Here is a 26,578-nt window from a genome sequence, read left to right as displayed (position 1 = left end):
TGCCCCGTCCCGCAAGTCTTTTTGACGCAGCTTTTGCTTAATCGATTGTAGTTGCGATGCCCGCTAGCCCGGTGCCTTGCCTTTCGCACTGCAGCATCCTATCGCTCGGGTCGGGACGGCGGGGAACCAGGCAATCATCCGGATGTTCTATCTTCCACGAACTGGAGGGCAAGCATGACCAAGTGGGTTTACACCTTCGGCGACGGCGCCGCCGAAGGCCGTGCCGGCGACCGCAACCTTCTCGGTGGCAAGGGTGCCAATCTGGCCGAGATGTGCAGCCTCGGGCTGCCGGTGCCGCCCGGTTTCACCATCACCACCGAAGTCTGCAACGCCTATTACGCCAACGGCCGCACCTATCCCGGCGCGCTCGAGGCGGATGTCGTCTCCGCTCTCGATCATATCGGCCGCATCGCCGGCCGCCGCTTCGGCGACCCGTCGAAGCTGCTGCTGGTGTCGGTGCGTTCCGGTGCCCGCGCGTCGATGCCCGGCATGATGGACACCGTGCTCAATCTCGGCCTCAACGACGAAACGGTCGAGGCGCTGGCCGCCGACTCCGGCGACGCCCGCTTCGCCTACGACAGCTACCGCCGCTTCATCCAGATGTACTCCGACGTCGTCATGGGCCTCGACCACGAGGTGTTCGAGGAAATCCTCGAAGACCAGAAGGCGAATCTCGGCCACGAGCTCGATACCGAACTGACGGCGGAAGAGTGGCAGGGCGTCATCGATCTTTACAAGGCCAAAGTCGAGGAAGAGCTCGGCAAGCCCTTTCCGCAGGATCCGAACGAACAGCTCTGGGGCGCCATCGGCGCCGTATTCTCGAGCTGGATGAACAACCGCGCCATCACCTACCGGCGCCTGCACGACATTCCCGAAAGCTGGGGCACGGCGGTCAACGTCCAGGCCATGGTGTTCGGCAACATGGGCAACACGTCCGCCACCGGCGTCGCCTTCACCCGCAATCCCTCGACCGGCGAAAGGCAGCTCTACGGCGAGTTCCTGGTCAATGCCCAGGGCGAGGACGTGGTGGCCGGCATCCGCACGCCGCAGAACATCACCGAAGCGGCGCGCATCGCCGCCGGCTCCGACAAGCCGTCGCTGCAGAAGCTGATGCCGGATGCGTTCCGGGCTTTCGTCGACATCTCCGACCGGCTGGAAAAGCATTACCGCGACATGCAGGATCTCGAATTCACCATCGAGCGCGGCAAATTGTGGATGCTGCAGACCCGCTCCGGCAAGCGTACCGCCAAGGCGGCGCTGAAGATCGCCGTCGAGATGGCCAGGGACGGGCTGATCACCAAGGATGAGGCGGTCGCCCGCATCGATGCGGCCTCGCTCGACCAGCTCCTGCATCCGACCATCGATCCGAAGGCTGCGCGTGATGTCATAGGCATGGGCCTGCCGGCGTCGCCCGGTGCCGCCACCGGTGAGATCGTTTTTTCCTCCAGCGATGCCGAGGACGCCAAGGCGCAAGGCCGCAAGGTGATCCTGGTGCGCATCGAGACCAGCCCCGAGGACATCCACGGCATGCATGCCGCCGAAGGCATCCTCACGACGCGCGGCGGCATGACCAGCCACGCCGCCGTGGTGGCGCGCGGCATGGGCAAGCCCTGCGTATCGGGCGCAGGCTCGCTGCGTGTCGACTACAAGGCCGGCACGCTGCTCTCGATGGGCCAGACCTTCCGCAAGGGCGACGTCATCACCATCGACGGCGCCAACGGCCAGGTGCTCAAAGGGGCGGTCGCCATGCTGCAGCCGGAGCTGTCGGGCGATTTCGCCGCCATCATGGAATGGGCCGACGCGGCGCGCCGCATGAAGGTGCGCACCAATGCCGAAACGCCGCTCGATGCCCGCATGGCGCGTTCTTTCGGCGCCGAGGGCATCGGGCTTTGCCGCACCGAGCACATGTTCTTCGATGGCGACCGCATCGTCGCCATGCGCGAGATGATCCTGGCCGACACCGAGAAGGACAGGCGTGCGGCACTGGACAAGCTGCTGCCCATGCAGCGCTCGGACTTCCTCGAGCTGTTCGAGATCATGGCGGGCCTGCCGGTGACGATCCGCCTGCTCGACCCGCCGCTGCACGAATTCCTGCCCAAGACCGAAGCCGAGCTCGCCGAGGTCGCCTCCGCCATGAACGTATCGGCGGACAAGCTCCGGCAGCGCACGGAGGCGCTGCACGAATTCAACCCGATGCTGGGCCATCGCGGCTGCCGGCTCGCCGTCTCCTATCCCGAGATTGCCGAGATGCAGGCGCGCGCCATCTTCGAGGCGGCGGTCGAGGCCGGCCACAAGGCCGGAGCGCTGGTGGTGCCGGAAATCATGGTGCCGCTGGTCGGCCTCGTGAAGGAGCTGGAATATGTCAAGGCGCGCATCGATGCGGTCGCGCAGAGCGTGATGCAGGAGAGCGGCACCAAGATCGATTATCTGACCGGCACGATGATCGAATTGCCGCGCGCGGCAATCCGCGCCCATGTCATCGCCGAGGCGGCCGAATTCTTCTCCTTCGGCACCAACGACCTGACGCAGACCACCTTCGGCATCTCGCGCGACGACGCGGCCTCCTTCCTCGAAACATACCGGCAGAAGGGCATCATCGAGCAGGATCCGTTCGTGTCGCTCGATGTCGACGGCGTCGGCGAATTGGTGCGGATCGCGGCCGAAAAAGGCAAGGCGACGCGGCCCGGCATTAAGCTCGGCATCTGCGGCGAGCATGGCGGCGATCCGGCCTCGATCCGTTTCTGCGAGGAGGTCGGCCTCGATTACGTCTCGTGCTCGCCGTACCGGGTGCCGATCGCCCGGCTGGCGGCCGCGCAGGCGGCCGTGGCGGCGGCGAAGGGCGCGGCAAAACGCGCCTCCTGATGCATGTCGCCCAGAAGTGCGCAGCGGTTCTGGGGCAACGACATGCATCAAAGCAAAGACCATGTCGCCCAGAAGTGCGCAGCGGTTCTGGGACAACGACATGCATCAAAGCAAAGACCATGTCGCCCAGAAGTGCGCAGCGGTTCTGGGGCAACGACATGCATCAAAGCAAGACTTGAAGCGCGCCGCTTGAATTCGTTTCAGCGCGGCGCGCTCAAGGGGCATTCGGATACCTTACGGTTTTGTATGCAATGTCACGCGAACGTGCGCGTGACGGCCCTGAATCTCGACACCGTTTCAAGCGACTTTCCGACACCGAATTTATTGTGTCGGAAAACCCATGTTGCAGATTTCCCCATCCGCTTACCGCTCGATCCTGATCCTGCAGACCAAGTTCATCGGCGACATCGTGCTTGCCTCCGCGCTGTCGAAGAACCTGCAGCTTCAATATCCGGGCGTCCGGATCGTGTTTCTTTGCGAAGCGCATTTCGCCGGCTTCCTGACTGCCCATGGCATAGCTTCCGAGGTCGTCCCCTTTAGCCGTGCCAAGATGCGTGGCTCGCCGCTCGAGCGGGGTCGCGAGCTCTTCCGCATGGTGCGCACATTGCGGCAGCACCGTTTCGACATGACCATCGACATCACCGATTCCAAGACCTCGCGGATCATTTCCGAACTGGTCAACGCTCCAGTCAGGGTCGGTTATTTTCCGACGGAGCGGCCTTTGCGCTGGCACGAGCGTCAACCGGCCAACGTCAGAATGAAGCCCTTCGGATTTGGCAAGACGCATTATCTCTACCGTTATCTGTCTCCGTTGGAGGCGCTGGGCATCGATCTGCGCGTCAGGGCGCCGGCCATTCGCCCGCTGCCCTTCGAGACGACGCGCGCCCTGGCCTTGCTCGCCAGGCACCAAATCCAGCCAAACGCTTTTGTTGCGATCCATGCCGGAGCAAGCTTCGTGGGCCGCCGGTGGCAGCCGGAGCGCTTTGCCGAGGCAATCGACAGGATCGTCCGCGAAACCGGGCTGCGCGTGGTTCTGGTCGGCGGTCCGGACGAGAGCGAGGCGACCGACAGGATCATGGCCGCGGCCAAGACGCCAGTCGTCAACCTGGCGGGTACGCTGCGGTTGGAAACGCTGCTGGCGCTGCTCAAGGAGGCGCGACTGTTTCTCGGCAACGAAAGCGGGCCGATGCATATGGCGGCCGCGGCCAGCACGCCGGTCGTCGGCCTGTTCGGTCTGACCAGCCCGGTTCGCTGGGCGCCGATCGGGGTGCCCAGCATTTCGTTGCGGCCATCCATGCCTTGCGACTGCGTCGGCGGCGACCTGTGCCGCCGGACCGACCCGAGCAAGGCATGCTGCGTCTGGCGCCTGGAAGTCGATCCGGTCGTCGACGCTGCGCTCGAACTGCTGGCACGCACCGAGATGCTCCTGGAGGCCGCGGTCTGACATTCGCCGGAAAGTGGCCCGTCGGCGGCGTAGCGCCTTTTGGACCAATCCCAGGACGGTATGAAACGTTGGGCGCGGCCCTTCGCCTTTTTCCGTGAAACGGTGGAAGGCGCCCGTCGGCGCGCGAGTCGCTCTGGTCCACGATCTTGCCATCTTGTATATGAGAGCCACGTGAAACAAGCGCATGACGGCTCCACATGTCGACGTCTCAGCCCAGCTTCGTGGACTCCGGTCCGTCCGGCGCCCGGACACGGGTGTCGCAGCTTCTCTCCGGCCCTCTCCGGTCGATCCTGATCCTGCAAACGAAGCACATTGGCGATCTCGTTCTTTCCTCCGCGTTGGCGAGGAATCTGCAGCTCGAATTTCCCGGCGTCCGCATCGTCTTCCTCTGCGATGGCCGCTTCGCCGGTCTCCTCACGGCCAACGACATCGCCTCGGAGGTCGTGACATTCCGCCGTTCCCATATGCGCGGCACGCCGCTGCGGCGCACGCAGGAGCTTATTCTCACGCTTCTTAAGTTACGCCGCGGCCATTTCGATATGGTCATCGACATCACCGATACGAAGACGTCGCGATTCATCTCAGGACTGGTTGGTGCACGGGTTCGCGTCGGATATCACCCGTCAGAAAGGCCCCCGCGTTGGCTCGAGCGCCAACCTGCCAATGTCAAGGCAAAGCCGTTCGGCTATGGCGAGCAGCATTTTCTCTATCGTTACCTTTCGCCGCTGGAGGCGCTTGGCATAGAGTTGCGTGTGCGGGATCCCGACATTCGGCCGCTGCCGTTCGAGACGACGAAAGCTTTGGCCCTGCTGGACAAGTTCCACCTTCGGCCGAACGCCTTCGTCGCGGTGCATGCCGGTGCAAGCTTCCCCGGGCGCCGCTGGCAGCCCGAGCGCTTTGCCGCCGCGATCGACCGGATATCGGCTGAGACAGGTCTGGACGTCGCCCTGGTCGGCAGCCCGGACGAGAACGAGGTGGTGGAAAAGATCCTGGCGGCTGCGAAAACGCCGATCGTCAATCTGGTCGGAGCGCTCCCGCTCGACACGCTGCCGGCGCTGTTCAAGCAGGCGCGGCTGTTTCTCGGCAACGACAGCGGCCCCATGCACATGGCTGCCGCGGTCGGCACTTCCGTCGTCGGCCTGTTCGGCCTGCAGAGCCCGGTCCACTGGGGACCGGTCGGCGTGTCGAGCATCGCGGTGCGCCCGGCCATGCCTTGCGATTGCATCGGCGGTGACCTGTGCGAACGGCCTGACCCCAACAAGGCGTGCTGCGCCTGGCGCCTGGAGGTCGACACGGTCGTCGATGCCGTGCTCCAGCTGCTGGCGCGAACCGAGTTGGTGCTGGAGGCCGCGGTCTAAGCGAGAGCAAATTTTCGCGACTGCTGCTTTTTGCGCTGTTTGCCGTCCTGATTTTCGCCTAGATGCGGGTTTTGTAGAGGCAAGTTTTGTTGGCGCGGCGCGGAGAATGCCCGAACGTGCCGGTTTGGAACGAATGATGGGCGTGCTTCGAAATTCCCTTTGCGCGATGGCACTGTCGCTGTTCGCGGCGTCGGCGGGCAATGCCGCGACGCTGCTCGAGCCGACACTGCATGTGAAGCCGCAGGGCGCCGAGATCGGCGGCGGGCGCGTCGCGCTGACGCTCGATGCCTGCGGCGGCAAGACCGACACGAGGATACTTTCGGCGCTCGTCGACAACAGGATACCGGCGACGATCTTTGTTACCGGCATCTGGCTGAAGCGCAACGCCGAAGCCGTCGAGATCATGCGGGCGCACCCCGATCTGTTCGAACTGGAAAACCACGGCGGCCGCCACATTCCGGCGGTCGATACGCCGCAGAAGATCTACGGCATCCGCAGCGCCGGCAGCCCGGCCGCCGTGCAAGCCGAGGTTGAAACCGGCGCCGCCGCCTTAGCCGGCGCAGGCGGGCCCGTGCCAAAATGGTTTCGCGGCGCGACCGCCGAATACAGCCCCTCGGCGATCGCCATGATCCGCAGGCTGGGCTTCAAGATCGCCGGCTTCTCGGTCAATGGCGACGGAGGCTCGCTGCTCGGCGCGAAGGAAACGGCGCGCCGCATCGGCGCCGCCAAGGACGGCGACGTCATCATCGCCCACATCAACCAGCCGACCCATGCCGCCGGCGAGGGCGTGGTTCAGGGGCTGCTCGCCTTGAAGCAGAAGGGCATGACCTTCGTGCGCCTCGACGATGCCGAGGGCATAGGCAACGACGGCACGACGGACTGAGTTGCCATGATATTCAGGTGAGGGCGGCCCGCGAACAGCGAACTCCTGCGCTTCCGGCCCTCGCCAGCCGAAGCACTCATGAATGGCACGTCAGTTAAGGCTACGGCCGGCGTAGGCCGATTCTCGGAACTCATTTTCTCGGCTCGGCCTGACCTGAACCTCAAGGCGCCTCTGGCGGGCCTACAAAGGCTCAGCCCGGCTCAGCTTCGACCGTTACCTTGCTCGTATAGAATGCGCCGTGATTGCGGATTTCGGCCATCTCGTCGAATGGCGTCTCATAAGCCCACATTGCATTTTCGCCGACTTCGCCGGCTTCACGGACGCTCCAGTAGCTGGCATCGCCTTTGTACGGGCAATGCGTCGAGTGCTCGGTGGCGGCCAGCTTGCTGAAATCGATGTCGTCGAACGGGATGTAGAAGGCATCCGCGTAGGGCGGCTCCGACAGCACCTTGGCCCGGGTTGACCGGGCGACGACGGTGTCGCCCGCACGCACGATGACGCTGCCGCGATAGGGTTCGACGGTGATCGCCTTGTCCGGGTTGCGCTGGAAGCCGGGGGCGGGGTTGGCGAGCTTGTCCATGAATGGTCTCCTTGGGGGAGATTTACATGTGTCGGACAAGCGCGTCGCGCAAGCCCGCGCGGCGCGAGGTGTCATCACCATTCATTGAATGTCTGTCACGCAGCCGTCAGGCGGCCGTCTTGAAGGCATCCATGAGGCTGGCATAGGCGGCGGCAATGCCCGCAACCGGATTGGTGCTTCTCGCCGCGGTTTCGACCTTCAGCGCGCCGCCGCTGGTCGGCAGCGTCAGCAGCAGGAACTGACGATTGTCGGCGTTGCCGATGCAGGCCGCGGCGACATGTTCGCCCTCGGCGCCGTTTTCGACGCGCATCTTGAACAGCAACGTTCCGCCGACGGCCTCCAGCGCGCCGCCGACGACTTCGGCAAATTCATCTTCGGAAACTGTTTTGGTGTCCGGCGTCAGAACGTCCAGACTTTCGGCAAGCGTGCTTTCGAGGGCCTTATCGTCGAGCTGCGCGTCCATGCGAACCACTCCATTCGCCAATCTCACCCAGCCCGTTAATGAAACTTAACGGCGACGATGGCCGGATTATGGCGGTTTTCCCGGTTCTTCGATCCATCCACGGGCTTCGACTTATGGTGGCTGGACAAACCGGCGGTTCGTTCCACAATGCGTGAAACAAACGACGCGAATGCGCAAAGGGGAGGAACGTATGCTTGGATTGATGCAGGAATGGCCGCTGCTTTGCCACAAGCTGCTCGACCATGCCGAACGCCAGCACGGCGGCAGGGAGGTCGTGTCGCGTTCGATCGAAGGCCCGATCGTGCGCACCACCTTCGCCGAAATCCATCACCGGGCGCTCAAGGCGGCGCAGCGGCTGGAGCGTGACGGCTTCAGGCTCGGCGACCGCATCGCGACCCTTGCCTGGAACACGGCCCGCCATATCGAGGCTTGGTACGGCATCATGGGCATCGGCGCGATCTATCACACGCTCAACCCGAGGCTTTTTCCCGAGCAGATCGCCTGGATCATGAACAATGCCGAGGACAAGGCGATCTTCGTCGATTTGACCTTCGTGCCGCTCCTGGAAAAGATCGCCGGCGCAATCCGGTCGCTGAGAAAGGTGATCGTGCTGACCGACCGGGCGCATATGCCGCAAACGTCGCTGGCGAATGCCGTCGCCTATGAGGAATGGCTGGCCGAGGCCGATGGCGCCTTTGCCTGGAAGGCGTTCGACGAGAACACCGCCGCCGGCATGTGCTACACCTCGGGCACGACGGGCGACCCGAAGGGCGTGCTCTACAGCCACCGCTCCAACGTCCTGCACGCCATGATGGCCGCCATGCCCGACGCCATGGGCATATCCACCCGGGATGTGATCCTGCCTGTCGTACCGATGTTCCACGCCAATGCCTGGGGTCTCGGCCAGAGCGGACCGATGATCGGCGCCAAGCTGGTGATGCCCGGCTGCAGAATGGACGGCGCCTCGATCTATGAGCTGCTCGACATCGAGAAGGTGACGTTCAGCGCCGCCGTGCCGACCGTCTGGATGATGCTGCTGCAATATCTTGAGGAAACCGGCAAGAAGCTGCCTTACCTGAAGAAGGTCGTCATCGGCGGCGCGTCCTGTCCGCGCGCCATCACCGCCAAGTTCCAGGACAACTACGATGTGCAGGTGGTGCATGCCTGGGGCATGACCGAGATGTCGCCGCTGGGCACGCTCTGCACCCTGAAGCCGCAATATGAGACGCTGACTGGCGAGGCGCGGCTCGATGTCCAGGGCAAGCAGGGTTTTTCGCCCTTCGGCGTCGAAATGAAAGTGACCGACGACAGCGACAACGCGCTGCCCTGGGACGGCAAGACCTTCGGACATCTCAAGGTGCGCGGCCCCGCGGTGGCCCGCGCCTATTATGGCGGCGCCGGCGCCGAGCAGTTCGATGCCGATGGCTGGTTCGACACCGGCGATGTCGCCCATATCGACGCCAGCGGCTACATGCAGATCACCGATCGCGCCAAGGATGTCATCAAGTCCGGCGGCGAATGGATATCGACCATCGATCTCGAGAATCTCGCCGTCGGCCATCCGGACGTGGCGGAGGCGGCGGCCATCGGCATCCCGCACTCCAAATGGGGCGAGCGGCCCTTGCTGGTCGTCGTGAGCAAGCCCGGCAGGGAGCCGAGCAAGGGCGACATCCTCACCTTCATGAGCGGCAAGGTGGCGAAGTGGTGGATGCCCGACGACGTGGCCTTCGTCGGTGAAATTCCGCACACCGCCACTGGCAAGATCCAGAAGACTACCTTGCGCGACCAGTTCAAGGATTACCGCCTGCCGACGGATTGACCAAAAATGTTTGATCTTTCGGCTTCAAGCCGGCGTCAAAAACCGCTAACTCTCGGCCCGGGTTGGGACGACACGGCACAGAATGGCATCTATTCCTGAACGGCAGACGTCGAGGGCGGCCGGCTGGTCGCGGCGGATCGGGGCATTTTCCCTCGTCCTTTTGCTCACCGTCATTGCCACCTACAGGCTGGGTCTCGTCGACACACCGCCTTTCCTGTGGGTGCTGGCGGTCGTGGCGCTGCTGGCGGCGCTTGCCCTGTTGCTGGCTGGTCTCGGTCTGTCCAGGGTCTGGAGTTTCGGCGATCGCGGTGGCCGCGATCTCAGCATCGGCGCGCTGCTGGCGCTTCTGGTGCTGGCGCCCTACGGCGTCGCCGTCTACTGGGCGACGATCTATCCGCCGCTGCGCGACATCTCGACCGATCTCGACGATCCGCCGGTGCTGGACACCAGCGAGCGCACCGCCGACATGAACGAGCTATCGCCGCCCACCCCGGGCGAACAGAGTCTGCAGGCCGCCGCCTATCCGTTAGTTAGCGGGCGCAGCTACAACCTGCCTTTCGAAACCGTCGTCGACGCTGTCGAAACCGTGCTCGACCGCCGCGACTGGCAGCTGACGGCACCTTATCCCGACATCAACGGTCAGAGCGAGGCGACCATCAATGCGCTGGCCAAGGGCTTCGTGCTCGGACTGCCGGCCGACGTCGCCATCCGCGTCACCGACGACGGCGAGCAGGTCATCGTCGACATGCGCTCGGCCTCGCGCTACGGCCGCTACGACCTCGGCGACAACGCCGCCCGCATCACGGATTTCCTCGGCGAACTCGACCAGCAGGTCGCCGGGCAGGTCGGCCCGGCGCCGGCCGAATAGAGCAATTCCCGGAAAAGTGTGAAGCGGTTTTCCGTCCGGAATTGCGCCAAGAAGGAAGTGGGAGCGCTTCGCCGTTTTCCGTGAAACGGTGACGCGCTCCGGACCTACGCAGCGGGCGCGAAAACGCCGTCTATGGCCGGATCACCGTCCGTGACGACCAGGCCGCGCGCGACCAGATCCTCGAGATGGGCAAGTACCGAAAGCCCCGCGGCGCCGTGCAGCCGCGGGTCTGTGTCGCGGTAGATCGCCGCGACCATTTCCGCGATCGTCCGGTCTCCGGCGCGGATGCGTTCCAGGATCGCCCTTTCGCGCATCTTGCGATGCGTCTTGAGGCCGCGCATGAACCTTCGCGGCGCGGTCACTGGCCCGCCATGGCCCGGCAAAAGCAAGCGATCGTCGCGCGCCAGCAGCCGGTCGAGGGAGCTCATATAGTCGGCCATGGCGCCGTCCGGCGGCGCGACGATCGTGGTCGACCACGCCATGACATGGTCGGCTGAAAACAGGGTTCCGGTCCCCTCGAGGGCAAACACGACGTGGTTGGCGGTGTGGCCGGGCGTCAGCACGGTGCGGATGGCCCAGCCGTCGCCCTCAGTCAGCGCATTGTCGGCCAGCACGACATCGGGAACGAAGGTAAGGTCGGCGCTGGCGTCGAGCGGATTGACCTCGCCGATGCGCAAGGCGCGGGCCGGCCGATGCGGGCCTTCGGCAAGCGTCGGGGCGCCGGTCAGCTCTTTCAATCGCGCCGCGAGCGGCGAATGGTCGCGATGGGTGTGGCTGACGAAGATGTGGCTGACAGGCCTGCCAGCAATCGTCTTGAGCAGCGTCTCGAGATGGGCGTCGTCTTCCGGCCCTGGATCGATCACCGCCAGCATCTCGCGGCCGACGAGATAGCTGTTGGTGCCGTGGAAGGTGAACGGGCTTGGATTTCTGGCGGTGACGCGCAGCACATCCGGCGCAACCGCAACCGCCCGGCCATAGGCGGGATCGAAGCTGGTGTCGAATTCAAGGGCCATGCCGGCGTGCTCCGTTGCAATGCGGCAAAATGATTGCCGCCCGATACGGAAGCCAATATAGGAAAATCAATGCATGTCGCCCAAAACCGCGCAGCGGTTTTGGGAGAACGACATGCATCAGGACAATTTTTAAAGCGCGCCGCCTGGACCCGTTTCTGTGCGATGCGCTTTTAAAGCCAGCAAATCAGCCACCCAACAAATCAGCCAGAATGGGAAAGACCATGGCAACTGCAACCACGATGCGCCCGCTTGTTTCTCTCACCCTGCCGGATCGGGGCGCCGCCCGGCTCGCGACCCAGCTCTTCCTGGCACTCGCCGGAACCTTGCTGCTGACGCTTTCGGCCAAGACCAAAGTGGTGCTCGGCCCGGTCGACATTTCGCTGCAAACGCTGGCCGTGCTGTTGATCGCCTCGGCGTTCGGCCTGCGCCTTGCTGTCGCCACGCTCCTTCTCTACCTCGCCGAAGGCGCTTTTGGCTTGCCGGTTTTCCAGGGTACGCCGGAAAAGGGCATCGGCATCGCCTATATGCTGGGTTCGACGGGCGGCTATCTTGCTGGCTTCGTGGTCATGGCGGCGATCGCCGGCTGGGCCGCGGATCGCGGCTGGGACCGCAATCCGTTCAAGCTGTTCGGCGCCATGCTGACGGCGGAGGTCGTCATGATGGCCATCGGCTTTGCCTGGCTGGCGATCCTCATCGGGCCGGAAAAATCCTGGCAGTTCGGCGTCCTGCCCTTCATCGTCGGCGACCTGATCAAGGTGGCTTTGGCCGCCAGCTTGGTGCCGGCCGTGTGGGCATTGCTCAAGCGCGGCTGAGAACGATCGACGAGAAAAGGGCCGGCGGGCGACAAGCGCCCGCCGGCCCTTTTTCATGGCGCGGTCGGATTTCGCTCGAAACCACCGCACGCCGGATGATAGAAAGCGGTGAGGTGCGTCGGGAAGCAGTCGAAGCCGACATTGACAAGCCAGCGCCCGAAACCTAAGCACGGGCAACTTGGCGTCGAGGCGGGGGCCGCGGTAGTTCAAGGAGAGCTTGTTGAAAGGAATTATCCTTGCGGGTGGCAGCGGAACACGCCTTTATCCGCTTACATTAGCGGTTTCTAAGCAGATACTGCCGATCTACGACAAGCCGATGATCTATTACCCGCTGAGCGTGCTGATGCTCGCGGGAATCCGCCAGATTCTCATCATCTCAACTCCGCGCGACTTGCCGGTCTTTCAGGCTTTGCTGGGCGACGGTTCCGAATTTGGCGTGGAGCTTTCCTACGCCGAGCAGCCGCAGCCCAACGGCCTCGCGGAGGCCTTCATCATCGGTCGCGACTTCATCGGCAAGGACAACGTGTCGATGATTCTCGGCGACAACATCTATTTCGGCGAGGGTTTGTCGCATCTGTGCCGTCGCGCGGCCGGCCGTGAAAGCGGCGCCTCGGTATTCGCCTATCATGTCGACGATCCGGAGCGCTACGGCGTGGTTTCGTTCGACAAGGCAACCGGCAAGGCTTTGACAATCGAGGAAAAGCCTCAAAAGCCGAAATCCAACTGGGCCGTCACCGGCCTCTATTTTTACGACAACGGCGTCGTCGACATCGCCTCGACGATCCGCCCTTCCGCGCGCGGCGAACTCGAGATCACGGCGGTCAACAACGTCTATCTCGAGCGCGGGCAACTGCAGGTGCATCAGCTCGGCCGCGGCTACGCCTGGCTCGACACCGGCACGCATGACAGCTTGCACGAGGCGGCCTCCTTCGTGCGCACGATCGAGCATCGCCAGGGCATCAAGGTCGCTTGCCCGGAGGAGATCGCGTTCGAGCAGGGCTGGCTCGGCGCCGACAAGGTTCTGGAGCGCGCCGCGCGGCTCGGCAAGAACGAATACGCCGCCTATCTGCGCCGGCGGGTGGCCGATCTGATGGAGGAACGCGGTGCTTGAAGTCAGGCCGCTCGGCCTCGATGGCGTGCTGGAGATCGTGCCGAAGCGGCATGGCGACGCGCGCGGCTTTTTCAGCGAGACCTGGAATGCCGAACGCTTCGCCGAGGCCGGCATCGACCTCGCCTTCGTGCAGGACAATCATTCCTATTCCGCCGCGGCCGGCGTGCTGCGCGGCCTGCATTACCAGTTGCCGCCGCGCGCCCAGGACAAGCTGCTGCGCGTCATCAGGGGCAGCGTGCTCGATGTCGCGGTCGATATCCGCCGCGCCTCGCCGACCTTCGGCAAATGGGTGGCTCTGGAGATATCGGCCGAAAAGGGCAACCAGGTCCTGGTGCCGAAAGGCTTCGCGCACGGTTTCGTCACGCTCGTGCCGGATACCGAGGTGCTCTACAAGGTGACCGACACCTATTCGCGCGAGCACGACCGGTCGATCCGCTTCGACGACCCGGAGATCGGCATAAAATGGCCGTCGATCGCGGGCGGCTTCCAGCTTTCGGACAAGGACCGCAACGCGCCCTTGCTCGGCCTGGCGCAGGTGTTCGCGTGAGGAGGGATGGCGGCATGAATTTTCTGGTCACCGGAGGCGCCGGCTTCATCGGCTCGGCCGTGTGCCGGCATCTGTGCGCCAATCCGGCCTATCGCGTCACCAATCTCGACAAGCTCACCTATGCCGGCAACCTCGCTTCGCTGAGGCCGATCGAGAACGCGCACAACTATCGCTTCGAGCAGGCCGACATCTGCGACGAGCGCGCGGTGCTGGAGATCTTGCGCCGCGACGACATCGACATCGTCATGAACCTTGCGGCCGAGAGCCATGTCGACCGCTCGATCGACGGGCCGGGCGCCTTCATCGAGACCAACATCGTCGGCACCTACCGCATCCTGAATGCCGCGCTGGAATACTGGCGCGGGCTTCCGCAGGCCCGCCAGGACAGCTTCCGCTTCCATCATGTCTCGACCGACGAGGTGTTTGGCGACCTGCCTTTCGACGGCGGCATGTTCGTGGAGGAGACGCCCTACGCGCCGTCCTCGCCCTATTCGGCCTCGAAGGCGGCGTCCGACCATCTGGTGCGGGCCTGGCACGAGACCTACGGCCTGCCGGTGGTTCTCTCCAACTGCTCGAACAATTACGGGCCCTATCATTTCCCGGAGAAGCTGATCCCGCTGGTCATCCTCAACGCGCTCGACGAGAAGCCGCTGCCCGTCTACGGCGCCGGCGCCAATGTGCGCGACTGGCTGTTCGTGGAGGATCACGCGAGGGCTCTTGAACTGGTGGCCACCAAGGGGCAGCCGGGCGAGAGCTACAATGTCGGCGGCAATTCCGAACGCACCAATCTCGGAGTGGTCGAGGCGATCTGCGATCTTCTCGACCTCAGGCAGCCGCGCGCCGGCGGCAAGCGCTATCGCGAGTTGATCGCCTTCGTCACCGACCGCCCCGGCCATGACCGCCGCTACGCGATCGACGCCTCCAAGATCGCGCGCGACCTCGGCTGGACGCCGCGGGAGGACTTCGACAGCGGCCTGGCCAGGACCGTCGACTGGTATCTCGACAACAAATGGTGGTGGGGGCCGATCCGCGAGCAGCGCTACGATGGCGCGCGGCTGGGCCGCGCTAAGGTGGAAACGCGCCCGGCCGAAAACACCCCGCTCGAGAACGTCCAGATCGAAAATGCAAGGGCCGAAAGCAGCCCGGCCGGGAACGCGGCCGAGAGCAGGAAGGTGGCCACGTGAGGCTTGCCGTCACCGGACGCGAGGGTCAGGTTGCCGCCAGTCTGGTCGAGGCGGCGCGGGGCCGCGACGACGTCGAGGTCGTCGCCGTCGGCCGGCCGGCGCTCGACCTGGTGCGGCCAGACACGGTGTTCGCCGCCCTTGAAGCGGCACGGCCCGACATCGTCGTTTCCGCCGCCGCCTACACCGCCGTCGACCAGGCCGAGGACGAGAAGGACCTGGCCTTCGCCGTGAACGCCGCCGGCGCCGGCAAGGTGGCCGAAGCCGCGGCAAGGCTCGGCGTTCCCGTCATCCATCTGTCGACCGACTATGTCTTCGACGGCACCAAGAACGGCGCCTATGTCGAGACCGACCCGACCGCCCCGCTCGGCGTCTACGGCGCCTCCAAGCTCGCCGGCGAAGAGGCGGTCGCGACGGCCAACCCGCGTCACCTCATCCTGCGCACGGCCTGGGTCTACAGCCCCTTCGGCAGGAATTTCGTCAAGACAATGCTGCGCCTCGCCGCCGGCCGCGACGAGATCGCGGTCGTCGCCGACCAATGGGGCAACCCCACATCCGCGCTCGACATTGCCGACGCCATCCTGCATGCGGCGCCGAAGCTGGTCGACGACAGCAATTTCGCCGCCTTCGGCGTCTACCATCTGGCGGGCGAGGGCGACACCAACTGGAGCGGCTTTGCCCGTCACATCCTCGACACAAGCCGGGCGTTTGGTGGCCCGCACGCGAACGTGCGCGATATCGCGACGAGCGACTATCCGACCAAGGCCAAGCGGCCGCAAAATTCGCGACTTTCGAGCGCGAAGTTTGAGGGTGTGTTCGGGTGGCAGGCGTCGGGGTGGCGGGAGGCGAGTGAAGGCGTGGTTCGCCAGTTGGGGCACGACCAAATTGATAATTGCCAGCCACTTGCTGGGATGGCGAACTTGTCTGGCAGTGCGATAAAGCGATGATCCCTTTCACGTCGACAACGTTCCGGTTCCCTGAACTCGTGGCTCCATCTGCGTGGATCGAGCATGTTCCGTTCATGTTCTGGCTTGTCGACGCGCTTCGTCCGCGTCGCTTCGTCGAGCTTGGCACGCACACTGGGGTTTCTTATTGCGCTGCCTGCCAGGCTATCGAACTGCTGCGTCTTTCTTGCAGCAGCTACGCAATCGACACCTGGAAAGGTGATGAGCACGCGGGCTTCTATGGCGAGGAGATCTATTCCGTCCTGGCCGACTACCATGCCAGAAAATATGCAGCTTTTTCGTCTCTCGTGCGGTCGACTTTCGACGAGGCAGTTAGACATTTCGAAGATGAAAGCATCGATCTTCTGCATATCGACGGCCTGCACAGCTACGACGCTGTCCGCCATGACTTCGAGACCTGGCGGCCGAAGCTGGCACAAAACGCCATTGTGCTCTTTCATGACACGAACGTGCGTGAGCGCGATTTCGGCGTCTTTCGCCTTTGGAAAGAGGTATCGGAAGGCCGGCCGCATTTCGAGTTCCTGCATGGGCATGGCCTGGGTGTTCTGGCGCTTGGCGACAGCTACCCGAATGCGGTCGAGGCGCTTTTCGCCGCTGGCAAACAGGAGAGCAGCACAGAGGCCATACGAGCCGCCTTCGCCCATCTTGGCCAGGCAGTCGCCCAGCGCGAGAACGCGACCTGTTCAGCAGAGCAGGCGGAAGCGCAACTCGCGCTGAAGCGCGAAGAGTGGCGACAACAGGTCGAACAGCGCGACAGTGAGATCGTTGCACTGACGGTCGAGCGTGAGAAGGCCCGTGCCGTCGCTCAAGCGTTGGAATTGGCCAACACAAACCTTGCGGCAAAGAACAATGAGATCGTGGCGTTGGAACAGACCGTCACGCGCGCCGTTGAATTGGCCGATACCAATCTCGCGGCAAGGGACAAAAGCATTGCGATGCTTGAGCGTCAGGTGCAGGACCGCGATCACCAAATGATCGCGTTGAAGCGTGAGATGGAATTGGTGCGTATCAGCCGGGTCTGGCGTTATCGATCGTTACTACGAAGACTCGCGTCGTTTCCGAACAGAATGGCTTTCTATATCGGACGGCCTATCGTGCCGCGCGCGCTCTATCACTTGAAAAGTGTGACGTCTGGGAAGCGAGCCACGGAGTGGACGGTAACTGGTGATGATCCGCAGTTCGAACTCCTTTGGCCGGGCTCCTTGCCGCTTGCCCCTGGACACTATCAGATCAGTCTGCACGGACCGGCCGACGCGGAAACCTTTGCGGACACTCGTCTCTACGTAGACAGCGGCAGAGGATATAACGAAGTCGAGCGGATCGATCTGCGATTTCATTCGAGCGGCGGGGGCTTGGCAGAGACGATCTTTCCGCTCCACGCGAACGCCGCGAAGCTCCGTTTCGATCCGAGCGACCGTTCTCGCCAGATCACAATCGATTACGCGCGCCTGCGCAAGCTCGGGCGGCTTGAGTACTATGCGCGACTCATAGCGAGGCTTGCTGTTCGACACGTGAAGAGCCCCAGTGCTTTGGGACGGTCCGCCAAACGCGCTGCGAACATAATGAGAGAAGGCGGCCTCTCAGGATTTGCAGCCACTCTCCGTTCTGCCGAGGCGCGAGGCGCTCTGGGCAGCATTACCTATGAAGGGTGGATTGCTCTCCATGACACGCCGACGGAAGACGACATAGCGGACCTTCGCCACCGCCTGGCCGAGCTTAAGGTGAAGCCCCTTATTTCAGTGCTCATACCAGTCTATAATACGCCCGAAGAGCTCCTTCGAGAAGCGATCGAAAGCGTGCGCGCCCAGATCTATCAGAACTGGGAGCTCTGTATTGCGGATGACTGCTCGACGAAGCCGCACATGCGGCTCACTCTGAACGACTATGCAAAACGCGACCCTCGTATCAAAATCGTGTTTCGCGAGGAGAATGGCCACATCTCCCAGGCGTCCAATTCCGCGCTGGAACTCGTCACCGGCGAGTGGGTTGCCATGCTTGACCACGACGATGTCCTACGCCCGCACGCGCTTGCCGAGGTAGCGCTGGAACTCGATCGCCATCCCGACTCAGAGTTGATCTATAGCGATGAGGACAAGATCGATTCGGAAGGGAGACGTTACGATCCCTGCTTCAAGCCGGATTTCTCGCGCGAGCTTTTCCGGTCCCAGAACTATCTGAACCATCTTACCGTGCATCGCGCGGAGAATATTCGTGCCGTCGGTGGTTGGCGCCCCGGCTTCGAGGGCAGTCAGGACTATGACCTCAATCTGCGCGTCTTCGAGCGTGTAAGCCCGCAGAGAATTCAGCACATTCCGAAGGTGCTGTACCACTGGCGCGCGGTCGAAGGCTCGACCGCGCTGGACGGCTCGCAGAAGAGCTATGCTTACACGGCCGGATTTCGCGCGTTGGAAGAACATGTCGAACGCATGAGGCTACCGGCAAAGGTCGAGGAAGCGCCGGGCACATCCTGTTACCGCCTTCGGTTCTCGGTGCCCGAACCACAACCGCTTGTCAGCCTTGTCATTCCAACCCGGGACAAGGTAGACCTCCTACGAAATTGCGTGAATTCCATTCGCGAAAAAACCACTTACAGCAACTACGAAATTCTCGTGGTCGACAACGGATCGGTGGAACAGGAAACGCTTGCCTACTTCAGTGAGCTGGCAAAAGCGGAGAATATACGCGTGCTGAGCTATGACAAGCCGTTCAATTATTCGGCGATCAACAACTTCGGAGTCCTGAACGCGGGAGGCTCGATCATCGGATTGATCAACAACGATATCGAAGTGATCTCGCCTGACTGGCTGACGGAGATGGTTTCCTGGGCGATACAGCCGGATGTTGGCTGTGTCGGGGCGAAGCTTTACTATGCCGATGACACGATTCAGCATGGTGGAGTTATTGTTGGAGTGGGCGGCGTCGCCGGGCATGCGCACAAAAATTTTCCCCGCCACCATGCAGGGTATTTTGCCAGGTTAAAGGTGCTGCAGAATCTTTCCGCCGTTACGGCAGCCTGCCTTCTGATCCGCAAAAATGTGTTTGAGGAAGTTGGAGGTCTCAATGAAGTCAATCTGACTGTCGCCTTCAACGATGTCGATCTTTGTCTGAAAGCACAGGAAGCCGGATACTTAAATGTCTGGACGCCGTATGCTGAGCTTTACCACTTGGAGAGTGTTTCGCGTGGCGCGGAGGACAATCCGGAAAAAAAAGAGCGGTTTAAAAATGAAATTATGTTTATGGAACAGCAGTGGAAAAAGGTCATAGAACGCGATCCTTTCTATTCTCCGAACCTGACTAAAGGACGTGATGATTTCTCGCTAGGCTGATTGTAGAAAATAGAAATGGAGAAATTTGACTTTTCTCAATGGAGGCGGAAGCGGAATTGAGCTTAGTTTCGGTGGGAATGCTCGGGGGGCCAGTCGATATGCATGGTGGTGAAATAAAGTCATATGCGATTATTTTGGAAGTCTCGCCCAGCGCTAGAGCCTCGCACGAAGAAAATCACTTCGGCGTTGAATCTTGATGGAAAGGGTATCGAATATGGCCCCTTGCATGCAGCCCTTTTACGGAAGCCGCATTATGACGTTTGCTATGTAGATTATGCGGACCGCGCGTCTCTAGCCAAACACTATGCCAACGATCCCAATGTCGATGTCAGTCTGATCCCGGAAATCGACATTGTAACCGGTGGCAAGCTGATTTCTGAATTTCTACCGAAGGAGTCAGTGGACTACATTGTGGCGTCGCACGTTATGGAACATGTGCCTGACTTGCTGGGTTGGCTAGAGTCGAATCTTTACGTTCTCAAGCCTGGCGGTCGAATCGCCATCGCATTTCCCGATAAACGCTACTGTTTCGATCTGAGGCGAAAAAGCAGCATGATCTCCGATCTCGTGGCGGCCTATATTGAAAAGCGAACGAAGCCAAGCTTTCAGCAGATTTGCGACCATTTCTGGAATGTCAGCAAAGCGAATCCGGTTGACTGCTGGAATGGGGCCACCACCCCAAAAAACGCAGAGTACATGGTGGAGAGGAATCGTATCGTTGCCGTGCTTTCAGATGAAAAAATGAGGAATGAATACATCGATGCTCATTGTTGGGTATTTGAGGACGAAGAGTTCATAGAATGCACGAATTCAATAGATGATATATTTAAGATGGGATTTAGAGTTGTTGATTTTCAGAAAACGCAAAGGAATACATTAGAATTTTATGTGTCACTTGAAAAATGTAGGTGAATTTTTTCGAATAGGACTCTTGGTATGTTTACAGTAATTGCCCGATTTTTTTCTGAAATTAAACCTCTATTCGATCGAGGGCAGGAAGTGCCTGCATGAAATTTTGTTGGGTATGAGGTGGAAAGAGCTGGAACTTAGCGAAACTTTTTGAAATGAATACAAGTTGGATGATGGAAGCGTTTGATAAGGCGGCTATGCTCTGGCAGTCAGCGAAACGGTTTGCTCGGCTATACAGGCGTAGCGCGTCCGCAGGCGAGATCGATGTCGGTCAACTCAAAAATTATGGGGTTGGCATCATCAACGAAAGCGCAGCGGCGGGCGTTGCAACGATTATTGTCGTTGGTGCGCCTCGCTCTGGCACATCCATGGTGGCGGCCGCATTGGATTCCCTTGGGGTTTATTTGGGAGATCAGGCCGACAAAGCAGTGTTCGAGGATTTGCAGTTTGCAAACGCTATCGAAAACTCCCCAAGTGAGTTGCCGGCGATCATAGCCCAGTACAACGACGCCCACAACGTCTGGGGTTTCAAACGCCCCATGGCCTTCCAAAGTGTGGAGAATTATCTTCACTTGTTTCGCGAGCCGCGGCTAGTGATCCCTTTCCGCGATCCGGTTGCGGTCGCAAAGCGGGAGGAAATCTCCATGGTTTGCGATTTTCGTGACCAGCTTCGCAGAGTGGTCGAGCTAAACCTTGAAATTGTGACCTTCATCGAAAAAGTCTCGGTGCCGGTACTTCTTGTCAGCTATGAGAAGGCTATCTTTGAATCTGCGAACTTTGTGACTGCTCTTGCCGATTTCTGCGGTTTGCAGCCGTCAGGTCGTGCCAAATCCAGAGCGATGGATGTAATTCGTAATGGGCCTGATCTATATTTAAAGATGTCTCAGGTTAGGTTTGCCATTTGAAGAATACGGGGCTCAAAGGTAGTCAATGGCGTGATCTACCTGGCAGGGCTAGCCTCTTTGAGAACACATGAAACATTCAGCTCTTTCACGATCGAGGGCTGGTTGTCGGAAACCGGGTCAAGCCGAAACTCGTTGCTAAAGCCGTGCGGTTCGATCACGAGGAACCGCACCGTATTTCCATTACCGGCGGCGATTTGCCGAGTGCGGCTGTTAGCCTCGGAGAAAGCCGGAGCGCCCGATGGACGGTAGAAGAGCTGAACGATCGTGGAGCTTTCAACGCCAATGGTGCTTTCTACACGGACTGCCAGGCAGTGATGAAGGTCATCCGGCTGGCCGACTGAAAAAGCCATCTGAACATCCTTGCCGGCGGACAGGCTCAGATTGCCAGGACGAATCTCAGCCTTCGCGTTGCTTATCGTGATGCTGTCTGTCGGCTTGTCCAGAACATTCCATGTCGGATTGCGAGGAGCACTTTCAAGTAGGTCGGGCGGAAAGTAGCGTATGAATGACGCACCCATTTTTACCGCGTTGGCATATGCAAGTGTCATGTCGCGAGGGTAGAGCGTCGGACAATCAATAGGCCCTCCCGCGAGCAGCTTCGCGTGCAAGCACGCGCCGTTTCGAAGTGTTAGATCGGATGTCTGCCGAAAATAGGAAGCGTGGGCGAAGACCCCTGCCGCCATGGTGAGAACAATAATGCAACCCGTCGCCGCTACCGCAACGACACGGATTGCCTCTTGCTTTCTCGGCCACAGCATAAGGGCCATAACAACAGCGCCCGCAAACACCCATGGCCAAATCAGGGTCGCCCAAAAGAAGTGAAAGCGTGCGAAGCCAAAGGCGAAGAGTTGCAAGGGGGTGGATATGTTGGCCGGGCGCAAATCTGTTCGGCCGGCGGCGACCATTAATAGGTAGAAAAAAACCGAGGCGAACAAGAGAAGGCTGATCAATCCCAAGCGAGCGGAATCCGAATGCCGACTTTCCGCCGTTATGACATTGCGCAACCCGGCAATCGCGACCGCCACGGTAAGAGCCAAGCAAATCAGGGTGACCAAAAGAGATCGCAGCGGATGCGCCCCCCCTAGCATGAGGCTACGGCCAACCTTGCCGAACAAGTAAAACCAGAATTCGGCGCTGTTAGGCAAGGACCAGGGTGTTCCTGAATGCACCTGACCGTGTTGGACGAATACGAGGACGTATCCTTGTACGGTGACGGTAAGAACGGCTGCGCAAAGCAGCGCGCTCGCGTCTGGGGCTAGTTCGCCATAGGCGCGCCGATTACTCGCTATGCAGACAATGAGGGTGGCGGACAATGCGAGCAAGGAAAAGGCGCCGGAAGTATAAGCAAGCCCGGAAAGAGTTCCTAACGCAAACAAAACGAAAGAGCGAATGGGCCATGGCCATCGACTCATGATCAGGATGTATATCGCTGTGAGAATGAATATGAGCGGTAAGGCTTGGTGATATGCGATATTCTGTCGTCCCCAATAGCTGTCAGATTGAAGCATAAACAAAGTAAGAGAAAAGGCGCACGCCGCAAGAATTCGATCTTTAATCACTGTATTGACTAGGCGCCATTGCAAAAATAAAATTAGGCCGAGGACGGTCACCATCGAAAGAAACTGTTCGACAACTGAATTTCCCTTGAGGTCGATAAAAATCAGGGATTCAAGAAATTTTCCAACCGCGTATAGGGTGTCGTTTTCTGGCGTAAAAAGGTATCTGACATTAAAAGATCCCGTAGTACCATCAAAATAATCACGCCAATCATCTAAATATGGAAGGTCTATCCCATATTTAATCCACTGGATTGCCATCCAGGCAAGGCAGCAAATTGGGATAGAGATGAACAGGGAAATGATAATGCGCTCTGCCGATGTCGCCATGTTGCGTGATGGGGGCATCGTTTGGGCGGCAGCTCCCAGCTCGAGGTTCGCCGTTTGAGACTCGATGGAATGTTTCATTATTGTCTGCGCAGAATCCGTCGAGAAACCAGAAAGTTAAGCATTGTCGTTATGGCAAGCGTTGCAAAGAACGCCGCCGCTTGGCTCTGTAGTGCTCGCTCAAGAAGATGAAGGGTTGCCAAGCCGGCCACGAACACCGCGCCGACCGAACCGCCGACCACCAGCCGGTCCACCAAGCCGGTCCGCCCCCCGGGAAAGACACGATCCGGATAGAATATCATCACGAATGCGAGACCTACCAGCCAGGCGATGGTGTAGGAAATACCCGACGGGAGCACCATAAGGCCGGCAAAGTAGACGGCACTAGTCAAGGCTGTGTTCAATCCGCCGGCCACTAGAAAGCGGATTGCGTCCGAGCCTATCCGGTCAGTGGTCATCCGGTCTGACCGTGGCGAGGAAATCCGAATAGTCCCTGATGTAGTCACTTGCATCATATGGATGCGAAGCCATGACGAGCAGCGCAGTATCCGGCTGGAACTTGTACTGAATGCCCCACACCCCCGGCGGCAGGTAAAGACCGATCGAGGGATCTGCCAGCGAGACTTCCTTTCTGTCGCGGCCGTCATCGACCACCACTGAAAGACGCCCGTGAGCAGCGATCAGGAATTGATGGCACTGGCGGTGCGCGTGCTCGCCCCTGACCTTGTCGGAAGGGACGCCGTAAACGAGAAACGAGCGCAGCGGCTTGAAGGGAAGGTTCTGTCCGAACTCAAGCGGAGCCAACTCGCCGCGCAGGTCGCTGAAATGCGGCAACCGCCAAAGCTCGCATCCGCCGACCCCAAGCGCCATCCTGTCACCGGCGGCGCCGGGTGTCGCCTGCGTCACCACAGGTTGGACCTGCGGTCCGGTCTGGTAGCCGACGATGACGGCTGGATTTCCGACCACAACGGCGTTGGCCGGCACATTCTTGGTCACTACGGCGCCAGCGCCAATCATTGCCTGGCGACCTATCGTAATGCCGGGCAGAATTGTTGCGTTGGCGCCGATCGACGCCCCGTCCTCGACGATCGTCTGGAGAAACGTCTCGGGATAATGTTTCGAGCGCGGGAACCGGTCGTTGGTGAAGGTGGCATTCGGGCCGACAAACACGCGATTGCCCAGCCGGACGCCATCCCATAGCTGAACGCCGCTTTTGATCGTGACGTCATCGCCGACCGTCACGTCATTTTCGATGAAGACATGATCGCAGATGTTGCAGTTCGCGCCAATCTTGGCGCCCGGAAGGACATGGGCGAATGCCCATATCCTTGTGCCGTCGCCGACGCTCGTGCTCTCGCAGATGCCACGGTCATGGACAAAAAAAGTCTTGTCGTTCATGCAGAGGTCCCGTCGACGACACGGCTTATTATTCGCAGTGGGCGCGATTTGGTATTTTCAACTGCTCGCCAAAGATAACAACCAAGAATGCCTTGCACGGCGAGAATCGCTGACCCGAATCCCACGATAAGCAGAACCAGTGTCGTGTACCCGGCAGGGTCGATCCTGCCAAGCAAGCGGGCGACGACGGTGATTACAGCAAACACAAGGCTGAGAATGCAGCCCGCAATTCCCACCCAGAGTGTAAGAACGATCGGAAAGTCGGAAAACGAGAAGATCGAGTCCATCATATATCTGAGCCGGCGCCCAATGCCCCAGGCGCTCTTCCCATGCTCCCGCTCGCGTCGCCGGTAAGGCACGAACTCCCGCCTGAATCCGACCCAGAACAGCTGAACCACAAGCGAGCTGTTTGGCTCCTCGATTGACAGGATCGCATCGAGCGCCTGGCGGTTGCAGGCAAATATATCGACGCCGCCACTCGGCATGCTGGGCATAATCAGCCTGCGGTAAACGCTCCAGAAGGCTCGGGACAGGAAGCGCGTCAAAAGGGGGTCGTCGCGACCGGTTCTGCGGCCAAACACAACGTCAGCCGTATCCTTTTCCAGTATCGAAAAGAATTCGACAATGAGTTCGGGCGGTTCCTGGAGGTCGGCCGCCATCGCGGCCACATGTTTGCCGGACGCGTGTTCGAGGCCCGTCCGAATGGCCGTGAAGGAGCCAAAATTCCGGCTGTGGAAGATGATCTTGTATCTGTAGCTGGCGTCCTCCAAAGCCCTAACCAGCAGGCCGCCCGACTGGTCGGGCGATCCATCGATGACGAAGACAAACTCGATGTCGCCCTTATACATGGCGTCGAAATTGGCGACAGCCTGCAAAAGGGAAGGGATGTTCAGCTCGTTGCGGTAGATGGGAAAAACAAGAGAGCGCGCAGTCACATTGCCTCCCATTCGATGAGGGCTCTGCACACTTGCTCGACCTCATCATTCGTCATGTCCGGGTAGCACGGAACGGAACAGAGACGACTGATGCTTGCCCGGGAGATTGCGAGATTTTCGGTCCCTTTCATGGGCAAAGTAGCCCAACCGACCTGATCGCAATCGAGCACGGGATAGTGGACATCGGTATCGACGCCGCGCTCCTTCATGAAGATGCGGAATGCGCCCCGGTCGTCACATAGCAGAACCGCGAGGTGTGCGACGGCGCCGTTGCCGCCGTCGAGGAATTTGAGCCGGCGCCCGGTAACAGCCCTAAATCGGCTAACGATGCTGCGGCGTTGTTCGTTGCGGCTGTTCAAGTCCGGAAGAAATACATCCAAAATCGCTGCCTGGACCTCGTCCATGCGAGAGTTGCGCCCTCCTGGCAGGGCCACATGGTATTTGGAACTCCAGCCATATTGATGAAGCTGACGAACGCGCTCCGCCAGTCTTTGGTTGGAGGTGAGGACTGCGCCACCGTCACCCATCGCGCCGAGATTTTTAGTCGGATAGAAGCTGAAAGTGGCGATGTCTCCAAGTGATCCAACCATTTCACCCCTGATGCGAGCACCGTGTGCCTGGGCGCAATCCTCGATGACCGGGATGTGCGACATTCCGGCATTGACAAGTCCTGCCCGGATAGCGGGAACATCGACCACGCCGCCGTAAAGATGGGTAACGACAATCGCAGCCGTGTCGGTACTCACCGCTTCCAGCACCGATCGGACGCTTGCAAGTTGGCTAGCCGGTTCGATGTCGACGTAGTGTGGAATGAGGTCGTTGTGCCAGCACGCACAACTGGCATATCCCCCGGCATTCGCCGCCACGATCACCTCGCGTCCATGCGCATCGTCAAGCCCGACGATAGAGCGTAAAGCGAGTTCAAGGGCGTCCGTTCCGTTTGCGACGAGGATGCAATCCGAGACTCCTGCAAACGTCGCAAAGTTCGCTCCGAATCGCTTCCCTGCTACGCCATTGAGCCACCATCCGGACCGCAGCGTGCTCGCTACTTCGCGCGCGATTTCAACCTCATAGCGCTGGTACAGACGCTTGAGATCATTCATCGGAACGGCATTCGGCTTCGTCATCAACAACTCGACAGTGTCTTATTCATTCCAGCGTGTTCGCCCGCGAACATTCGGAAATTCAGATGATTCTGACATGACTCAGTTAAGAATACTTGCATCGCGGAAGCAGCGGAAAGCCAGGACCACAGCGCAACTATTGAGATTCCGTCTCGGTCGCAACAGGCTGGCGTCATTTTGGAGAACGCTCTG

General features: G+C 60.5%; 22 protein-coding genes. 14 read left to right on the top strand and 8 right to left on the bottom strand.

Annotated elements, in window-relative coordinates:
- The first annotated feature begins 174 nt into the window (after positions 1-174).
- From ppdK to FJW10_RS04950, 4 genes are all read left to right on the top strand, one after another.
- Entirely contained in the window at positions 175-2,862 is a 2,688-nt protein-coding gene (gene ppdK, locus FJW10_RS04965; protein WP_140898854.1) for a pyruvate, phosphate dikinase, read from the top strand.
- Between the two features lie 340 nt (positions 2,863-3,202).
- On the top strand, positions 3,203-4,306 hold the full coding sequence (locus FJW10_RS04960) for a glycosyltransferase family 9 protein (RefSeq protein WP_140898852.1): 1,104 nt from the start codon (positions 3,203-3,205) through the stop codon (positions 4,304-4,306).
- Between the two features lie 197 nt (positions 4,307-4,503).
- Positions 4,504-5,664, top strand: a complete 1,161-nt coding sequence (locus FJW10_RS04955; RefSeq protein WP_140898850.1) for a glycosyltransferase family 9 protein — start codon at positions 4,504-4,506, stop codon at positions 5,662-5,664.
- A gap of 136 nt (positions 5,665-5,800) precedes the next feature.
- The gene (locus FJW10_RS04950; RefSeq protein ID WP_140835384.1) at positions 5,801-6,547 is read left to right on the top strand and encodes a polysaccharide deacetylase family protein; all 747 of its coding nucleotides are present in this window, start codon (positions 5,801-5,803) and stop codon (positions 6,545-6,547) included.
- Positions 6,548-6,737: 190 nt separating this feature from the next.
- On the opposite strand, the gene FJW10_RS04945 is transcribed toward FJW10_RS04950, so the two are convergent.
- Together FJW10_RS04945 and FJW10_RS04940 are read right to left on the bottom strand one after the other, a co-directional pair.
- Complete coding sequence (locus FJW10_RS04945) at positions 6,738-7,127, bottom strand: DUF427 domain-containing protein (RefSeq protein WP_140898849.1); 390 nt, start codon at positions 7,125-7,127, stop codon at positions 6,738-6,740.
- Between the two features lie 106 nt (positions 7,128-7,233).
- A complete protein-coding gene (locus tag FJW10_RS04940) occupies positions 7,234-7,590 on the bottom strand; it encodes a hypothetical protein (protein WP_140676672.1) in 357 nt (118 codons plus the stop codon).
- Positions 7,591-7,780: 190 nt separating this feature from the next.
- Between FJW10_RS04940 and FJW10_RS04935 the strand changes: the two genes are divergently transcribed.
- Together FJW10_RS04935 and FJW10_RS04930 are read left to right on the top strand one after the other, a co-directional pair.
- Positions 7,781-9,409: a fatty-acid--CoA ligase gene (locus tag FJW10_RS04935; RefSeq protein WP_140898847.1), complete on the top strand. Its 1,629-nt coding sequence runs from the start codon at positions 7,781-7,783 to the stop codon at positions 9,407-9,409.
- A gap of 82 nt (positions 9,410-9,491) precedes the next feature.
- Positions 9,492-10,277 (top strand): DUF1499 domain-containing protein, encoded by a 786-nt coding sequence (locus tag FJW10_RS04930; RefSeq protein ID WP_140835387.1) that lies wholly within the window; start codon positions 9,492-9,494, stop codon positions 10,275-10,277.
- A gap of 104 nt (positions 10,278-10,381) precedes the next feature.
- Here the strand turns inward: FJW10_RS04930 and FJW10_RS04925 are convergent, their stop codons facing one another.
- Positions 10,382-11,290 (bottom strand): MBL fold metallo-hydrolase, encoded by a 909-nt coding sequence (locus FJW10_RS04925; RefSeq protein WP_140898845.1) that lies wholly within the window; start codon positions 11,288-11,290, stop codon positions 10,382-10,384.
- A gap of 221 nt (positions 11,291-11,511) precedes the next feature.
- On the opposite strand from FJW10_RS04925, the gene FJW10_RS04920 reads away from it, so the two are divergent.
- The 8 genes from FJW10_RS04920 (at position 11,512) to FJW10_RS04885 (ending at position 21,046) form a co-directional block, all read left to right on the top strand.
- Positions 11,512-12,102: a biotin transporter BioY gene (locus FJW10_RS04920; protein ID WP_140898843.1), complete on the top strand. Its 591-nt coding sequence runs from the start codon at positions 11,512-11,514 to the stop codon at positions 12,100-12,102.
- A gap of 220 nt (positions 12,103-12,322) precedes the next feature.
- Complete coding sequence (gene rfbA, locus FJW10_RS04915; RefSeq protein ID WP_140835390.1) at positions 12,323-13,213, top strand: glucose-1-phosphate thymidylyltransferase RfbA; 891 nt, start codon at positions 12,323-12,325, stop codon at positions 13,211-13,213.
- Entirely contained in the window at positions 13,206-13,760 is a 555-nt protein-coding gene (gene rfbC / locus FJW10_RS04910) for a dTDP-4-dehydrorhamnose 3,5-epimerase (RefSeq protein WP_140898841.1), read from the top strand. The genes rfbA and rfbC overlap by 8 nt, the downstream gene beginning before the upstream one ends.
- 14 nt (positions 13,761-13,774) lie before the next feature.
- Positions 13,775-14,944: a dTDP-glucose 4,6-dehydratase gene (rfbB, locus tag FJW10_RS04905; protein ID WP_246674115.1), complete on the top strand. Its 1,170-nt coding sequence runs from the start codon at positions 13,775-13,777 to the stop codon at positions 14,942-14,944.
- Positions 14,941-15,888, top strand: coding sequence for a dTDP-4-dehydrorhamnose reductase (rfbD, locus tag FJW10_RS04900; RefSeq protein ID WP_140898839.1), 948 nt, complete (start codon positions 14,941-14,943; stop codon positions 15,886-15,888). The genes rfbB and rfbD overlap by 4 nt, the downstream gene beginning before the upstream one ends.
- Positions 15,885-19,232, top strand: a complete 3,348-nt coding sequence (locus FJW10_RS04895; protein WP_140898838.1) for a glycosyltransferase — start codon at positions 15,885-15,887, stop codon at positions 19,230-19,232. The genes rfbD and FJW10_RS04895 overlap by 4 nt, the downstream gene beginning before the upstream one ends.
- 186 nt (positions 19,233-19,418) lie before the next feature.
- Complete coding sequence (locus FJW10_RS04890; protein WP_181177415.1) at positions 19,419-20,144, top strand: class I SAM-dependent methyltransferase; 726 nt, start codon at positions 19,419-19,421, stop codon at positions 20,142-20,144.
- Between the two features lie 167 nt (positions 20,145-20,311).
- Positions 20,312-21,046 carry a hypothetical protein gene (locus tag FJW10_RS04885; protein ID WP_140898835.1) on the top strand — a complete coding sequence of 245 codons (735 nt, stop codon included), beginning with the start codon at positions 20,312-20,314 and terminating at the stop codon, positions 21,044-21,046.
- A gap of 35 nt (positions 21,047-21,081) precedes the next feature.
- Here the strand turns inward: FJW10_RS04885 and FJW10_RS04880 are convergent, their stop codons facing one another.
- The 5 genes from FJW10_RS04880 to FJW10_RS04860 are packed head-to-tail and all read right to left on the bottom strand — an operon-like array spanning position 21,082 to position 26,389.
- The gene (locus FJW10_RS04880) at positions 21,082-23,010 is read right to left on the bottom strand and encodes a hypothetical protein (RefSeq protein ID WP_140898833.1); all 1,929 of its coding nucleotides are present in this window, start codon (positions 23,008-23,010) and stop codon (positions 21,082-21,084) included.
- Positions 23,010-23,387 (bottom strand): GtrA family protein, encoded by a 378-nt coding sequence (locus tag FJW10_RS04875; protein ID WP_181177414.1) that lies wholly within the window; start codon positions 23,385-23,387, stop codon positions 23,010-23,012. The genes FJW10_RS04880 and FJW10_RS04875 overlap by 1 nt, the downstream gene beginning before the upstream one ends.
- A complete protein-coding gene (locus FJW10_RS04870) occupies positions 23,377-24,327 on the bottom strand; it encodes a WxcM-like domain-containing protein (protein WP_140898829.1) in 951 nt (316 codons plus the stop codon). The genes FJW10_RS04875 and FJW10_RS04870 overlap by 11 nt, the downstream gene beginning before the upstream one ends.
- Complete coding sequence (locus tag FJW10_RS04865) at positions 24,324-25,274, bottom strand: glycosyltransferase family 2 protein (RefSeq protein ID WP_140898827.1); 951 nt, start codon at positions 25,272-25,274, stop codon at positions 24,324-24,326. Before FJW10_RS04865 ends, FJW10_RS04870 begins: the two co-directional genes overlap by 4 nt.
- Positions 25,259-26,389, bottom strand: coding sequence for a DegT/DnrJ/EryC1/StrS family aminotransferase (locus FJW10_RS04860; RefSeq protein WP_140898825.1), 1,131 nt, complete (start codon positions 26,387-26,389; stop codon positions 25,259-25,261). The genes FJW10_RS04865 and FJW10_RS04860 overlap by 16 nt, the downstream gene beginning before the upstream one ends.
- Between the last annotated feature and the right edge of the window lie 189 nt (positions 26,390-26,578).

This window comes from Mesorhizobium sp. B4-1-1, assembly GCF_006439375.1.
Lineage (GTDB): Bacteria > Pseudomonadota > Alphaproteobacteria > Rhizobiales > Rhizobiaceae > Mesorhizobium.
The sequence above is the reverse complement of the archived record's forward strand: the minus strand, read 5'-3'. Positions and strand labels throughout refer to the sequence as shown.